Consider the following 14,404-nt stretch of genomic DNA (forward strand, 5'->3'; position numbering starts at 1 on the left):
GTTCACACTCAGAAGGGCTGGACGTTCGGCTGGAACACCTGGCCGTTCGCCGGCACCGTCAGGTCGGTCAGGTACGCCGCCACGGCCTGGTCGACGCCGAGGGCGTCCCCCAGGATGCAGTGGCCGAACGCGTCGACCGACAGCAGCCGGGAGTTGCCCAGCTCGGCCGCCATCGCCTGGCCGAACTTGTACCGCGTCGCGGGGTCGTAGTAGTTGCTGACCACGACGACCGGGACGTCGGTCTTGGCCTGCCACGGGCCGCGGTAGACGTCCGGCTTCTTCGCCGGCCACACCGGGCAGCCCGCCGTGTCGGCGAAGGCCTGGTAGCGGCCGAAGGTGCGCGACTCGCGCTCCCACTTGGCGGCGATGTCCGGCACCTGGTCCTGCTTGATCTTGAACGGCTTGTCGGAGCAGTTGACGGCGAAGTACGAGTCGTCACTGGTGTACGGGCTGTCCGGGTTCTGGTCCGCCAGGCCCTGCTTGCCCTTCACGATCAGCTTGAGCTGCCGGGCCTGCAGGGTCTGCGCCTGCGCGCCCGCCGGGTGGATCGTGTCGTAGAGCGCCTGCAGGTCCTCGGCCAGGCCGGGGAACGCCGAGGGCGAGTACAGGATGCTCGACACCGAACCGGTGAACGCGTTGATGTCGACCGAGCCGCCACCGGGGACGGTGATCGGCTGCTTGCGCAGGTACTCGCGCAGCTCGTCGAACTTCGCCCGCGGGGTGCCCGAGCTGAACGCGCACTTCGCGGCGGCCTCGGCGCACTTCTTCAGGAAGCCGTCGAGCGAGACCTCGAAGCCTTGGGCCCGCTGGCGGTCGTACTCGACGCCGTCCTTGGTCCGCAGCTGCGGGTCGACGTTGCCGTCGATGACGATCGCGCGGGACTGCTTCGGGAACATCGCCGCGTAGGTCGAGCCGATGAGCGTGCCGTAGGAGAAGCCGACGTAGGTCAGCTTCCGGTCGCCGACCGCCGCGCGCAGCGTGTCGACGTCCCGCACGACGTCCTTCGTGGACATGTGGTTCAGCAGCGAACCGGCGTTGTTCTTGCAGAACTGGCCGTAGTCGCGGTAGCTGGCGAGCGTGCCGGAGATCTCGGCGCGGCTCAGCGGCACCGGGACCTGGGCGCCGAAGATCTCGTCCGCGTCCTCCTGCGTGGTGAAGCAGCGCAGCGGATTGCTCTGGCCGACCCCGCGCGGGTCGAAGCCGATCAGGTCGAAGCGGTCGAGCACCGGCGGCTGGAAGTAGTACTGGCCACTGATCGGCATCCGCAGGCCCGAGCCGCCGGGGCCACCGGGGTTGAGGAACAGCGAGCCGATCCGCGCGTCCGGGGTGCGGGCGGCGCGCTTGAGCAGGGCGATGTCGATCGTGCCCAGCGACGCGTTGTCGTGGTCGATCGGCACGCGGTAGCGCGCGCAGCTGTAGAACTTCACCTGGTCCGCGGGCACCCCGGCGACGGTGGCGGCCGGGCAGGTCCCCCAGGCGACCGGCGCGGTCGCGCCGACGACGGCGGGCTTGACGGCCGCTTCCGGCGCGGCCGTCGCGGTGCCGGCCATGCCGGCCAGCCCCATCCCCGCCACGAGTGCCCCCACCAGCGCGAACGAGCGCACCCGGCCCCTTGTGGATCTCCGCAAGACGTTCCTCCCTAGGTCACGCACCCGCCGCGCGGTCGAGACGTCACGGCGCGTTACCCGGGAGAGACTGGCACAAACCGGTGAAAGCCGTCACCGTCCAAAAGGATGGTGCGAATCTATCGAGCCACCCGTTTGAGGACGAAAACGGGCAACGGCCGCGCGGCCTCCTCCTGCTCCATCGCGTACCCGGGCCAGAACTCGAGCAGCTCGCGCCACATTTCCGCGTACTCCTCGCCGCCGAGTTCGCGCGCGACGACGGCGACCGGCCGCCCGGCGAGCGCGACCTCGGCCTTCGGGTCGGCCCGCAGGTTGAGCGTCCAGGCCGGGTCGTGCGGCCGGCCCCAGTTTGACCCGGTGAGCACGAAGTCGTCGCCGTGCGGGAAGTACAGCAGGTTCGTGCTGCGGGGCAGCCCGCTCTTGCGGCCGGTCGTCGTCAGGCGCAGGGACGGCAGCCCGGCGAGCGCCACGAGGCTCACCCGGCCGCCGAACACCCGGTGCAGTTTCTTGTCCGCCCAGACGACGAAGCCGGCCGAGCGCATCAGCCACGGCTTCGTGCCCAGGGCCCGGGCCAGTGCCCGGAGAGGATTAGCCACGCACAGATCTTGCCAGGCTCACCCCGAACCGCTGCTGGGAGTCGGTCCACCAGTTGTCCAGGGCGAACCCGGCCGCGGCCAGTTCGGCCTCGACACCGGCGGGCCGGAACTTGGCCGAGATCTCCGTCCGGATGTGCTCCCCCGCGGCGAACCGGACGGTGAGGTCCGCGCCGGGGATCTCGACGGTCAGCTCGCGGCGGGCGCGCAGCCGCATCTCGACCCACTCGTGCTCGGCGTCCCAGTGCGAGACGTGCTCGAACTCGTCGAGGTCGAAGTTCGCGCCGAGCCGGGTGTTGAGCACCCGCAGCACGTTCATGTCGAACTCGGCGGTGACGCCGGCGGCGTCGTCGTAGGCCCGCTCCAGCGTCTCGGCGTCCTTCACCAGGTCCGTGCCGAGCAGCAGCCACTCCCCCTCGTCGAGGACCTCCCGCACCGACCGCAGGAACGTCGCGCGCTCGGCGGGCAGGAAGTTGCCGATCGTGCCGCCGAGGAAGGCGACTACCCGCGGCCCGTCACCGGGGAGCAGATCGAGGTGCTGGGTGAAGTCGCCGACGACCCCCCGCACTTCCAGGCCCGGGTAGTCCGCGGAGATCGACCGGGCGGCGTCGGCGAGCGCCGACTCGGAGACGTCGAGCGGGACGAACGCCGCCAGGGTGCCGTGCTTGGTGAGGGCGTCGAGCAGCAGCCGGGTCTTCTCGCTCGACCCGGACCCGAGCTCGACGAGGGTGTGCGCGCCGGTCAGCTCGGCGACGTCGCCGGCGTGCGCGGCCAGCACCTCCCGCTCGCTGCGCGTCGGGTAGTACTCCGGCAGCTGGGTGATCTTCTCGAACAGCTCGCTGCCCTCGGCGTCGTAGAACCACTTGGGCGGCAGCCACTTCTGCTCGGCGGTGAGCCCGGCGACGACGTCGGCGCGCAGTTCTCCGGTGACGGCGTCGCCGGAGCGGTGGTGGTCGAGATCGGGTTCGGTCATCGGATGATGCCCTCCTGGTTCAGGGGAAGCAGGTCGACGCCGGCCGCGGTGGCGCGCACGGCGTGGTGGTCCGGGACGGGCGTCCAGCGCGGATCGCCGTCGACGGGTTCGGACGCCAGCAGCACGCCCGCCGGGGTTTCCAGCAGGGACAGCGCGTGCGTCCAGGTGGTGCCGATCAGCGTTTCGCCGTCGGTGAGCAGGAAGTTGAGCCGGGAGCCGGGCGCGGCGGCCTCGACGGCGCCGGTCAGCCAGGCCACCGCCGCCAACGGGTCTTCCCCGGCCGCGAGCCGGGCCCGCAGCAGGACCCAGAGCACGACCGAGTCCGTCGGTGCCTCCAGCGTCAGCAGCTCGGTGACCGGCAGGGTCTTGGCCAGTTCGGCCAGCGAGTCCGGGAAGCCGCGGACGACGCCGTTGTGGCTGAACAGCCACCGGCCCGTGGTGAACGGTGCCGCGGCCGCCTCGGTCACCGGCATGCCGGTGGTGCCGTTGCGGGCCGCGGCGACGAACGCGTGGGTGGTGACCGCCGCCGCCAGCGGCGGCAGCGCCTCGTCCGTCCACAGTGGAGTCGAGCGGCGGTGCCGCAGGGGCAGTGCGCCGTCGGCGCCGTGGCCCGGGCCGAGGTACCAGCCCAGCCCGAAGCCGTCGGCGTTCACGGTGCCGCCGCCCCGCATGTCCGCCGGCGCGTAGGACTGCACCAGCAGCGAATGCGGCGCGCGAAAAACCGCCTCGGCGGGCGAAACGGGCCGGCCGAGGTAGGCGAGATGCCTGCACATGGTGCCTAGCCCACCTCGTCCGGGCCCGCGTCGCGGGCGGTGCGGAAGCCGGCGAAGATCTGCCGCCGAATCGGGTAGTCCCAGTTGCGGAACGTGCCCCGGATCGCCGCCGAGTCGGTGCCGAACGAGCCGCCGCGCAGCACCTTGTACTCCGGCCCGAAGAACACCTCCGAGTACTCCTGGTACGGAAACGCGGCGAAGCCCGGGTAACCGTGGAGGTCGGTGCTCGTCCACTCCCAGACGTCGCCGATCAGCTGGTGCACCCCGGCCGGTGACGCACCCGCGGGGTACGCCCCCGCCGGCGCCGGGCGCAGGTGCCGCTGGCCCAGGTTGGCGTGCTCGACACCCGGTTCCTCGTCACCCCACGGGAAGCGCCGCGACCGGCCCGTCGCCGGGTCGAACCGCGCCGCCTTCTCCCACTCGGCCTCGGTCGGCAGCCGCCGCCCGGCCCACGCCGCGTACGCCTCGGCCTCGAAGAACGAGACGTGCACGACCGGCTCGCCGGCGGTGATCCGCTCGTACACGCCGAACCGGGTCCGCCACCAGCCGTCCTGCTCGCGTTTCCAGAACCGCGGCGCGGTGATGCCGTTCTGGGTGCGGTAGGCCCAGCCCGCCGGGCTCCACCAGCGCTCGTCGTCGTAACCGCCGTGGTCCAGGAATTCCGCGTAGGCCCCGGAAGTCACGGGGGTGGTGTCCATCCAGAACGCGTCGACGGCGATCTCGTGCGCCGGGCGTTCGTTGTCCAGCGCCCACGGCTCGGCCGACGTGCCCATCGTGAACGCGCCGCCGGGCACGAGGACCTCGGCGGGCAGTTCACCCGACCGCGCGGGCGGCGGCTCGGGCGCGTGCAGCACCGGGTCGCCCTGGCGCAGCTGGTGGGTGGCCAGCATGGTCTCGTCGTGCTGCTGCTCGTGCTGGGTCACCATGCCGAACGCGAAGGCCTGCTCGGTGAGCCGGCGACCTTCCAGCGGCACCCGCTCCAGCACGTCGAACGCCTTTTCGCGCACTTCGCGGACGTAGCTGCGGGCCTCGGCCGGGCCGAGCAGCGGCAGCGCCGGGCGATCGGCCCGGGAGTGCTGGAAGGCGTCGTAGATGTCGTCGATGTCCGGGCGCAGCGGCTCCCGGCCGCCGACGTCGCGGACCAGCCACAGCTCCTCCTGGCTGCCGATGTGCGCGAGGTCCCAGACCAGCGGCGACATCAGCTTGGAGTGCTGGCGGACCAGGTCCTCGTCGTCGACCGCGTCGGTCAGGGCGACGCTGCGCACCCGGGCCCGGGTCAAAGCCTCGGCCGCGCGGGCACGCAGCTCCTCCGCGCCCAGGTCCTTCGACTCCGTCGTGGTCATGCTTCGCTCCTCGATCGGTACGCGCGCCCCTGCACGCTCTCGCTGATCTCGGTTACGGATTCCGCCGTCAGCCCGGTGTGGCCCAGCTCGGCGCAGCCGAGGTCGGCCAGCGCGGCCGCGACGGCCGCGATCTCCGGGTCGGCCAGGCCGCGACGCGCGGCCGTGGTCCACCGGTCCGCCACCCGGGCGGACAGGTCGCGCACTTTGTCCACTGTGGACGGCCGGGCGAGCAGCGCGGCGACCAGCGCGGCCGGCGCCAGCCACTCTCCCGGTGGTTGCGCGTCGAGGTACCGGATCTCCAGGTACCCCTGCGGGCGGACGGGGGTGAACATGGTCGTGAGGTGGTAGTCGAGATCCGCCTCCGTGGGCCTCGGCAGCAGCGCGGCGGCGCCCCGGCCGTCGATCCAGTCGGCGAACGTCAGCCCCTCCGGCGCGTCCCACGGCCGCTCGGCCCGGGGCAGCGCCATCAGCGGGGTGTCCATCAGGCGCGCGCCCCACGCCGGCCCGGGATCGCCCGCGACGCCGGTCGTGCGCGTCCGGATCGCCTCGGTGTCGTGCACCGCGAGCCAGCGGGCGGAGGCGAACCCGGTGTCCCGCCCGGCGTGCACCCGGGAGTTGGCGAACAGGGCCAGCAACGGCGGCCCCATGGCGTGCGCGGCGGCCCAGCGGGCGGCGTGGTGCTCCGCCTCCCCGGCGTCGACGCAGACCTGCAGGCCGGCGGTGCTGCACATCATGGTGAGGCCGCCGGGGCCGATCGGCGCGAACCGGCGCTCCATCGCCGCGTACCGCGGCGTGCTCAGGAGCCGGCGCGGCGCGCGGTGCGCGTCGATGCCGGATTCACCGAATCGGAGGCCGTGGGAGGCGAGGAGTTCACCCAGGTGGCGGAGATCGGCCGAGACGACTGCGTCGAGTTCACGCAGGGTGACCTGGGGATGAGCGGAGATTTCGACCTGGCCCCCGGGCTCGAGGCTCACTGGTGAACCTGCCGGGAGCGGCGAAGCGGGGCTGTCGGGGCGGAGGGTCCGCGGGGTGTGCGGGCCCAGGGCCGTGGCGAGGAGGTCGGGATCGAGCGGTCTGGCCGGGTCGTCGGCGTGGTGCACGGTGAACTCCAGCTCGACGCCGGTCAGGCGCGGTGGTCCGTGCTTGAAGCACACCGATGCCACGTACGCCTCGCCGGCCGCGCGGTCCGCCAGGACCCGCGCGGTGCGGTTCGACGCACTACCCGACTTCTCGGGGAATTCGTGCGCCGCAGACACTTCCGCAGCTTCTGTCATGTCAATCCTGTCCCGTGTGGTGGAACTTCCGCCTTCGGACGCTACACGCGGGGTACGACAAAAACAGGGTCGATCCTGCCCTTCAGGACAGGGTCACCACTCCGTAAGAAGCCCCGGATCAGGGCAAAGCGGATTCCGTGCCGAGCCCCAGTTCCGCGGCCGCGGCCCGGACGGCCTCGATCACCAGGTGCAGGGCCGGACGGCGGAACGCGGTGCGCCGGTAGGCGATCGACACCGTCCGGAGCAGCGGCGTCGTGAGCGTGACGACGTCGATCCCGGGCGGGCGCAGCAGGCGCAGGCCGAGGTCGGACACGAGGGTGATGCCGAGCCCGGCGCCGACCATGGCCATCGCCGTGGACTGCTCCTCGACCTCGTGGTTGATCTTCGGGGCGAACCCGTGGCGGCGGCACGCGGTGCGCATCGCCCGGCCGAAGTGCGACTTCGGGCTGGCCAGGATCCAGGGGTGCTCGGCGAGGTCGTCCAGCGACGCCGAGCCCGCGGGCACCGCGCCGCGCGGCACCGCCGCGTGCAGCCGTTCGACGGCCACGACGGCCCGCTCGAGGCCGGCGTCCCAGGGCATCGGCGCGTCGGAGTAGTCGATGACGAAGGACAGGTCGAGCACGCCGTCCCGGACCGCCTCGGCGGTGTCCTCCGGGGCCAGTTCCCGGGTGCGGACCTCGATGCCCGGGTGCGCGGTGGCCAGCGTCGTCAGCGCGGTCGGGAGCAGGCCGGAGGCGACCGACGCCCAGACCCCGGCGACCAGCCGGACCGTCCGGGCCTCCTGCGCCTCTTCCAGGGCGAGCGTGGCCCGCTCGACCGAACCGAGGATCTCCTCGGCGTGCTCGGTGAGCAGTTTGCCCAGTTCGGTGAGCTGGACCCGGCGACCCAGCCGTTCGAACAGCTTGGCCCCGACGTCCCGTTCCAGCTGCGCGAGCTGCTGCGACACCGCCGAAGCGGTGTAGTGCAGGGCCACCGCGGCGGCGGTGACGGTGCCCCGGCGGTGCAGCTCGCGGAGCATCTTCAGCCGATGCAACGAAAGCTCCATGCACCAAACCTAAACGAGATCGTGCAGCAGCGTTAAATGGACGCGAACGCCACCCGGGGCGCACGCTCGTGGTGGCGGTCACGAGGCCGCCCCGACTTCCCCTGGAGGTGAGTGGCCTGATGACCCCCCGCAACGCCGAGCCGCTGATGCGACTTTCGTGGACCGACCCCGTCACCGGCGCGAACGGCTACCTGGTCGTGCACAGCCTGGTCTCCGGCGTCGCCACCGGCGGCACCCGGATGCGGGCAGGCTGCACCATGGGCGAGGTCGAGGACCTGGCCCGGGGCATGGCCAACAAGACCGCGACCTTCAACCTGCCGGTCGGCGGCGCGAAGGGCGGCATCGACTTCGACCCGAAGGACCCGCGTGCCTTCGGCGTCCTGACGCGCTTCTGCTCGTTCCTCCGGCCCTGGCTGGACGCCCACTGGGTGACCGCCGAGGACCTCGGCGTCCCGCAACACCTGATCGACGCCGTGTTCGCCGACCTCGGGCTGGAGCAGTCGTACCACGCCGCGATCAGCCGGTCGGCCGATCCGGAGCGCACCCTGCGCCGGGTGCAGGCCGGCCTCAACGCCCCGGTGCCGGGCGGGCTGCTGCTCGGCGACGTCGTCGGCGGCTACGGCGTGGCGCAGGCCTGCCTCGGCGTCGCGTCGGCGTGGGACTGGGACGTGCGCGAGACGACCGTGGCGATCCAGGGCATCGGGACCATGGGCGGCGGCGCGGCCTGGTACCTGCACGAAGCGGGCATGAAGGTCGTCGCGGTCGCCGACGCCGCGGGCACGCTCTACGCGCCCGAAGGCCTCGACATCCCGGCGCTGCTCGACCTGCGCGACCGCTTCGGCGAGGTGGACCGCAAGCGGCTGCCGGCCGGCATCAAGGTCCTCCCGCGGGACGCCGTCGTCTCGGCCGACGCGGACATCTTCGTGCCGGCGGCGATCTCCTACGCGCTGCGGCCGGACAACGAGAACCTGGTCAAGGCCAAGGTCGTCGTCGAGGCGGCCAACGCGGCGACGACACCGGAGGCCGAAGCGGCACTCTCGGCGCGGGGGGTCGCCGTCGTGCCGGACTTCGTGGCCAACGCCGGTGCGGCGGCCTGGGCGTGGTGGCTGTTGCTGGGCGAGGTCGGCGCCGACCCGGCCGACTCGTTCCTGCGCCTGCGCACCGAGATGCAGGCCAAGGTGGCGCTGCTGCTGGCCGGCTGGACCATGGACCGGCTGCCGCTGCGCGTCACCGGGCTGAAGCTGGTGGAGACGAACCGGGCCGCGCGCGCCGAGGCGGCGCTCGCGCCCGAGGGTGAGCCGGCGCTGCTCATCCCGTGAGCCGGGTCCGCGCGGCGCCTCGACCCGGGGCGCCGCGCGGCCGCCCTCAGCTCGCGAACCGGTCGGTCGCGCCGACCAGGACGTCCTGCATCGAGACGTCCTGCGTGCTGTGCCCGACGTTGTCGAGCATGACCAGTTCGCTGCCGGGCCAGCCGTGGTGCAGCAGCCACGGCGTGCCGGTGATGTTGCTCGTGTCGAGCACCCCCTGGGCGAGCACGGCCGGGATGCCCGCGAGCTTGCCGAGGTTGGCCAGGATCTCGCCGTCGGGCAGGAACGCCCGGTTGCTGAAGTAGTGCGTGACGAGCCGGGCGAAGCAGAGCCGGTAGGCCGGGTCCTCGAAGACGTCGTGCGGCGGCACGCCCGGGAGCATCGCGTCCTCCCACGCGCACCAGCCGGCGGCGGCTTTCCCGTGGACCGCCGGGTCCGGGTCCAGCAGCAGCCGGTTGTAGGCGGCGGAGAGGTCGCCGTCGCGTTCGGCTTCCGGCACGCCGTCCCGGAACTTCGCGAAGCCTTCGGGGAAGTACGCGCCGAGGCCGCGGATGAGCATCTCGATTTCGACGAAGCGGTCGGTCGCGAGGCCCATCAGGACCATTTCGCTGACCCGGCCGGGGTGGCGCAAGGCGTAGGTCAGGCTCAGGACCGAGCCCCAGGATCCGCCGAACAGCAGCCACTTCCCGATGTTCAGCCGGGTGCGCAGCAGCTCGAAGTCGGCCACCAGGTGGTCAGTGGTGTTGGCGGACAGGTCGGCGACCGCGGCCCCGGCGTGCGGGGTGCTGCGGCCGCAGCCGCGCTGGTCGACGAGCACGACCCGGTACCGCTCGGGGTCGAAGTAGCGGCGGAGGTTCGTCGAACAGCCGGAGCCGGGCCCGCCGTGCACGACCAGCGCGGGCTTGCCGTCCGGGTTCCCGCAGGTCTCCCAGTAGATCTCGTGCCCGTCGCCGACGTCGAGCAGGCCATGGTCGTACGGTTCGATCTCGGGGTAGAGCCCAGCCATCAGCGCGTCCCTTCGGCGAAATACAACAGCGCTGTCACATTAGCGCCGTGCGATGGTTTCGCGCGCTCCCTTTTCGGGTCAGCCCAGTGGGCTCAGTTCAGGGAGCCGGCCAGCTCGGTGAGGGTGTCGGCCAGCTCGCGGGGGCCGGCCGGGCCGATGTGGATGACCTCGTCGTCGCCCGCGCCGGAGGTGTAGCTGAGGTAGCGGCCCCAGTCCGTGTCGGCGTAGTGCAGCGGCTGCTGCCGGCAGGTGTGGCGGCCGACCTCGTCCCGGCGGCCGACGTAGAGCTCGCCGCTGCCGGTGACCGGCCGCTGGACCAAGCTGACGACGTCGGCGATCGCCGGGGACAGCGGGTAGGCGTCCTGACCGCGCCGGGCGGCGTCGGTCAGGTCCGCCACCCGGACCGTGCGCGGGTTGCCGCCGCCGGGCCCGACCGGCGGCAGCTGCTCGACGAGCGATTCGGCGAGCCGGTTCCGGTCGATCTCCTGGACGCCGACGTGCGCGCCGTCGGAGACCGCGAGCACCGCCTGCAGCCCCTTCGCGGCGGCGAGCACCCCGTAGGTGTGCCCGCCGGTGCCGACCCAGCCGTAACACTCCCGCGCCGGCGTCACCAGCAACGGGAGCCAGTCGAGGAAGTCGACCGACGCCCGCCCGCGCGCGTCGATCAGCCCGGCCTCCGCGAGCGCGGCGTCGATCCGGTGGTCGGCCTCGTCGCGCTCCTCGTCCGAGAGCCACAGGGGCTCCGGGCGCAGGGTGAGGTGCAGCTGGCCGAGCTGCTCACGCTCGGCCAGCGCGGCCAGCGCCTCGACCGGAACGTCCACCCGGCCTGTTGCCACGTCCACCCCGCCCACTCGTCCTACTCGCCGATGACCGGCGGACTGGTCCGCTGGTCGGTGCCGAAGATCGCGTCCGGGTCCGCTTCGATCAGGAAGTCCGGCCGCTGGTGCTCATCATCTTCCTCACCCTCGCCACGCCGCCCGCCGGCACCCATCGGCCCCATCTGCCCGGACCGCCCACCGGCCGCCCGAGCGGCAGCCGCCTCCGCGGCGGCCGCGTTGCCGAGACTGCCCATGCCGGAGCCGCGCCCGCCGCCGAGCCCACGCTCCCCCGCCGCGCCGGAACCACCGCCGGTGCCACCGCTTCCGGCACCACTGCCGGTGCCGGAGCCACCGATCGGGCGGCCACTGGAGTCGAGGAGCCGTCCACCCGCGGAGCCGCTGCTGGGACCGCGGCCGCCAGGACCGGTTCCCGTGCCGGAGCCGCCGGGTTCGCCGAAGGTGGTGGAGTAGTTCTGTCCCCCGCCGCCCCCACCGGTACCGGTCGGGTAGAAGTCGACCCCTCCGGTCCCGGGCGGCGTCTTGCCGGGGCGGTCACCGGGCTGCTGCCCCGGGGGCAACCGGCCGGGCAGGTTGGTGCCGGTCGTGCCCGTCGTGCCGGTGCCGGTCGTGTGGGTGGTGTCCGTGCCGCCGGTGCCGCCAGTACCCCCGGTACCACCCGTACCGCCGGTTCCTCCAGTGCCGCCGGTGCCGCCGGTGCCCCCGGTGCCGCCGGTGCCGCCGGGCTTGTCGGGTCCGCCGGTGTGCGTGGTGTCGACGCTCGTGGTCGAGGTGTGGTCGTCGGTCCCACCGGGATGATCCGGCGTCCAGTTGTGCCCATCGATGATCGGCGGCTTGACCCGGCCGGGCGTCTGCGGCGTGTTCACGGCGATCGTGGCACCGTCGGACTCGAGAACGCCGTAGTCCGTCGGAAGGACGGCTTTGGTGCCACTGGTGGCACTGCTGTACTGGTCCATCACACGGACGTTGGTCTCGTTGGCCGCGTAGTACTTCGCGATGCCGGTTTGGTAGTCGTTGACTTCGTCCTGAGCCATGAACGGCCCGGCGATCGGAATGGCGGCCTTGAGCCCCACGGACCACGGACTGGGCTTGTCCGGCTTGGGCGGAATCTCGACGACGGCGTTGTTCGAGTTTTCGAACACGTCCGCCTGCGTGTCGACCGAGGCCCTGGTCATGTCGAGCGGCATCGCGGTCTCGGCGAAGGCCTGCTCGAGCGGTCCGGCTCCGGCGTTGGCGGCGTCGGCGGCGCTCCCGGTCCACGCCTGCTTCATCCGCTCCTGCAGCGACTTGATGCCCTGCGCGCGGTCCATGTAGGCCGACGAGAGCTTCTCCACCGACTCGGACATCTGCCGGAGTCCTTCGGTGTCCCCCTGTTTGAAATTGTCGTAGATCTGCTTGCCGTCCACTCGTCAAGCCCCCTTGAGTGTTTTGACCGTTCCGGCCGCGACGCGTTGCGCTGCGTCGCAAGAATCCTGTTGTCCCTCGTAGCCTTCCGCGAAAACGGAGACCGCCAGGTCGTCGGCTATTCCGACCGCCATGGTGCAGTTTCCGGCCGCCCTGCGGTCGCGGGTGTCGAAGTACAGCGCGGGATAACCGTCGACTTCCGGGGCCGGTTCGAGGAATTTGATCAAAGCTCCGGAACGGTCGTGGGCAGCCTGGATGCCGGCCAATCCGCCGGCCCCCTGGTCGCGGTTTCCCGTCCCGAGGACGACCAGCACGCTGAGTCCGTCGCCCCTGATCTTCCACCCGCAACTGGGGCCTGACTGCCCTTCGGGAGTGGCATCGCCCGGCCGCGGCTCGCCTGCTTCCGTGTACCGCAGCTGGGTCAGAACGTCGGCCGGGACGAGACCGCACGGGTTGCCCACGTACTTGGTCGCGTCCAGCGGAGTGGTGACTTTCGGGGCGTCCGCGGTCGGACTCGGCTCCCCGGACGACGCCGGAGAGGACGACGTGTCCGCGGGGTTGGCGGTGCCACCGGTCGTCGAGGTGCAAGCCGACGCGAACCCGCACAAGCACAGGGCGACCACGCCGAGAACACTCGCTTCGGCAACCTTCGACAGCCTCACGTCGCCTGCCCGAACGTTTCGGACATGCCCTGGTCCGTCGCGACGGTCTTCGTCTGCGCTTCCTTCAGCTTCTTGATGTACCCCTGCACGTACTTGCGCATGGAATCGTTCTGCATCTGCAGCGAGGTGACCGACTCGAAGGTGGTCGTCTCGTAGCTGCCGCTGGCTGGGTCCTGGCCAGGCGCCACCGAGGCGTTCACCAGCGTGTCGATCGTGCGACCGTCGTCGATGATCTTGTCCAGCTCGTCTTCCCAGAGGCTGATCACCGAGGCGAGCTCTTCCGGTTCCATCTTGAACTGGCCGCCACCGCCGCCCCCGCCGCCGTAGACGCGACCGCCCTCGCCCAGGATGTCGCCACCCCAGACCGCCTGCGCCGCCTGTCCGGCTTCGCCGATGATCACGCCCCGCACCTGCCCCTCAGTTCACCCACCGTGATGGTGCAAAGACTAGCCAACCGTCTCATTCCGTGTCAGCGAATCGCCGCAACCTTCCGACGCAGGGAGCCTTCGGGTGGTTCCCGGGCACTCCGGGTCACAAGACGTACGTACGGATTGCGAGATCCGGGTCCGCGGTGCCAGGATCGTCGGATGCCCCGCGTAAGCCAGGATCACCTCGACGCACGACGGCGCCAGATCCTCGACGGCTCGCGTGTGTGCTTCGCACGCTATGGCTACGAAGGTGCCACAGTCCGGCGCCTGGAGGAAGCCACCGGCCTGTCCCGCGGCGCCATCTTCCACCACTTCCGCGACAAGGAGTCGCTCTTCCTCGCCCTCGCCGAGGACGACGCCATCCGGATGGCCGACGTCGTCGCCGAACAGGGCCTGGTCCAGGTCATGCGGGACCTGCTGGCCGGCGACGGCGAGCACCCCGCCGACTGGCTCGGCACCCGCCTCGAAGTGTCCCGGCGGCTGCGCACCGACCCCGAGTTCCGCGCCCGCTGGGCCGAGCGCTCCGAACAGCTGACCACCGCCACCCGATTGCGCCTGCTGCGCCAGCGGGAGGCCGGGAACCTGCGTGACGACGTCGACGTCGACGTTCTCACCGCGTTCCTCGAACTCGTCCTCGAAGGACTCGTCTCGCACCTGGCCATGGGCCTGCCCGGCGCCGGCCTCGGGCCGGTGCTCGACCTCGTCGAGGAGACGGTGCGACGGCACCGGCCCGGTACCGCCTGAGCCGCCATGTTCCCGGCCCGCGTGGATCTCCTCGAGGCACACGGCCAGGCCGTCCGGGCGTTCGGCGAGGCCGTGCACGTCGCCGGCGCCGACGACTGGACGCGCCGGACGCCGTGCACAGCTGGGACCTCGCCACCGCGCTCGGCCTGCCAGCCCGGGTCACCGAGCCACTGGCCGAGCGGCTGATCGACATCGTGCGCCCGTGGATGGACGACCGGCAGGGGCTCGTCCTGTTCGACCCGCCGGTCGCGGTCGGCCGCGGCGCCGGTCCCGCGGCCCGGCTCGTCGGGCTGCTCGGGCGGCGGCCGCGCCGATCATCGGGCGAGGTGAGCGCGCCGACACACCGATGGGCCCGCGCGTGATGCCGGGGACACGTTAAGATTCACCCCAT

General features: G+C 72.0%; 15 protein-coding genes. 3 read left to right on the forward strand and 12 right to left on the reverse strand.

The annotated features are described in order from the left end of the window. Nucleotides 1–8 precede the first annotated feature (8 nt). The 7 genes from OHS18_RS06825 to OHS18_RS06855 form a co-directional block, all read right to left on the reverse strand. A complete protein-coding gene (locus tag OHS18_RS06825) occupies nucleotides 9–1,604 on the reverse strand; it encodes an alpha/beta hydrolase (protein WP_328616347.1) in 1,596 nt (531 codons plus the stop codon). A gap of 140 nt (nucleotides 1,605–1,744) precedes the next feature. Further along, a complete protein-coding gene (locus tag OHS18_RS06830; protein WP_328458926.1) occupies nucleotides 1,745–2,167 on the reverse strand; it encodes a nitroreductase family deazaflavin-dependent oxidoreductase in 423 nt (140 codons plus the stop codon). 46 nt (nucleotides 2,168–2,213) lie between these two features. Next, entirely contained in the window at nucleotides 2,214–3,191 is a 978-nt protein-coding gene (gene egtD, locus OHS18_RS06835) for an L-histidine N(alpha)-methyltransferase (protein WP_328454929.1), read from the reverse strand. Beyond that, complete coding sequence (gene egtC / locus OHS18_RS06840; protein WP_328616348.1) at nucleotides 3,188–3,964, reverse strand: ergothioneine biosynthesis protein EgtC; 777 nt, start codon at nucleotides 3,962–3,964, stop codon at nucleotides 3,188–3,190. Before egtC ends, egtD begins: the two co-directional genes overlap by 4 nt. Nucleotides 3,965–3,969: 5 nt before the next feature. Continuing rightward, entirely contained in the window at nucleotides 3,970–5,307 is a 1,338-nt protein-coding gene (egtB, locus tag OHS18_RS06845) for an ergothioneine biosynthesis protein EgtB (protein ID WP_328616349.1), read from the reverse strand. Beyond that, nucleotides 5,304–6,563: a glutamate-cysteine ligase family protein gene (locus OHS18_RS06850; RefSeq protein WP_328618738.1), complete on the reverse strand. Its 1,260-nt coding sequence runs from the start codon at nucleotides 6,561–6,563 to the stop codon at nucleotides 5,304–5,306. Before OHS18_RS06850 ends, egtB begins: the two co-directional genes overlap by 4 nt. A gap of 136 nt (nucleotides 6,564–6,699) precedes the next feature. Further along, a complete protein-coding gene (locus OHS18_RS06855; protein WP_328454923.1) occupies nucleotides 6,700–7,626 on the reverse strand; it encodes a LysR family transcriptional regulator in 927 nt (308 codons plus the stop codon). A gap of 119 nt (nucleotides 7,627–7,745) precedes the next feature. Here OHS18_RS06855 and OHS18_RS06860 point away from each other — a divergent pair, with 119 nt between their 5' ends. Then, nucleotides 7,746–8,945 carry a Glu/Leu/Phe/Val dehydrogenase dimerization domain-containing protein gene (locus OHS18_RS06860; protein ID WP_328454922.1) on the forward strand — a complete coding sequence of 400 codons (1,200 nt, stop codon included), beginning with the start codon at nucleotides 7,746–7,748 and terminating at the stop codon, nucleotides 8,943–8,945. A 46-nt stretch (nucleotides 8,946–8,991) separates the two neighbouring features. Here the strand turns inward: OHS18_RS06860 and pip are convergent, their stop codons facing one another. The 5 genes from pip to OHS18_RS06885 all read right to left on the reverse strand — a co-directional run bounded on the left by pip (nucleotide 8,992) and on the right by OHS18_RS06885 (nucleotide 13,242). Further along, nucleotides 8,992–9,939: a prolyl aminopeptidase gene (gene pip / locus OHS18_RS06865; RefSeq protein WP_328616350.1), complete on the reverse strand. Its 948-nt coding sequence runs from the start codon at nucleotides 9,937–9,939 to the stop codon at nucleotides 8,992–8,994. Between the two features lie 92 nt (nucleotides 9,940–10,031). After that, the gene (locus tag OHS18_RS06870; RefSeq protein WP_328618739.1) at nucleotides 10,032–10,760 is read right to left on the reverse strand and encodes an ESX secretion-associated protein EspG; all 729 of its coding nucleotides are present in this window, start codon (nucleotides 10,758–10,760) and stop codon (nucleotides 10,032–10,034) included. Nucleotides 10,761–10,795: 35 nt separating this feature from the next. Continuing rightward, a complete protein-coding gene (locus tag OHS18_RS06875; RefSeq protein ID WP_328616351.1) occupies nucleotides 10,796–12,181 on the reverse strand; it encodes a WXG100 family type VII secretion target in 1,386 nt (461 codons plus the stop codon). 3 nt (nucleotides 12,182–12,184) lie between these two features. Next, nucleotides 12,185–12,841 carry a DUF3558 domain-containing protein gene (locus OHS18_RS06880; protein ID WP_328616352.1) on the reverse strand — a complete coding sequence of 219 codons (657 nt, stop codon included), beginning with the start codon at nucleotides 12,839–12,841 and terminating at the stop codon, nucleotides 12,185–12,187. Continuing rightward, the gene (locus OHS18_RS06885; RefSeq protein ID WP_328616353.1) at nucleotides 12,838–13,242 is read right to left on the reverse strand and encodes a hypothetical protein; all 405 of its coding nucleotides are present in this window, start codon (nucleotides 13,240–13,242) and stop codon (nucleotides 12,838–12,840) included. Before OHS18_RS06885 ends, OHS18_RS06880 begins: the two co-directional genes overlap by 4 nt. A gap of 186 nt (nucleotides 13,243–13,428) precedes the next feature. Here OHS18_RS06885 and OHS18_RS06890 point away from each other — a divergent pair, with 186 nt between their 5' ends. Both OHS18_RS06890 and OHS18_RS06895 read left to right on the forward strand, forming a co-directional pair. After that, complete coding sequence (locus OHS18_RS06890) at nucleotides 13,429–14,013, forward strand: TetR/AcrR family transcriptional regulator (RefSeq protein WP_285451531.1); 585 nt, start codon at nucleotides 13,429–13,431, stop codon at nucleotides 14,011–14,013. A gap of 113 nt (nucleotides 14,014–14,126) precedes the next feature. Then, a complete protein-coding gene (locus OHS18_RS06895) occupies nucleotides 14,127–14,375 on the forward strand; it encodes a hypothetical protein (protein WP_328616354.1) in 249 nt (82 codons plus the stop codon). Nucleotides 14,376–14,404: the final 29 nt, after the last annotated feature.

Origin of the sequence: Amycolatopsis sp. NBC_00355 (assembly GCF_036104975.1) — a bacterium.
In the GTDB taxonomy this organism is placed as follows: Bacteria; Actinomycetota; Actinomycetes; order Mycobacteriales; family Pseudonocardiaceae; genus Amycolatopsis.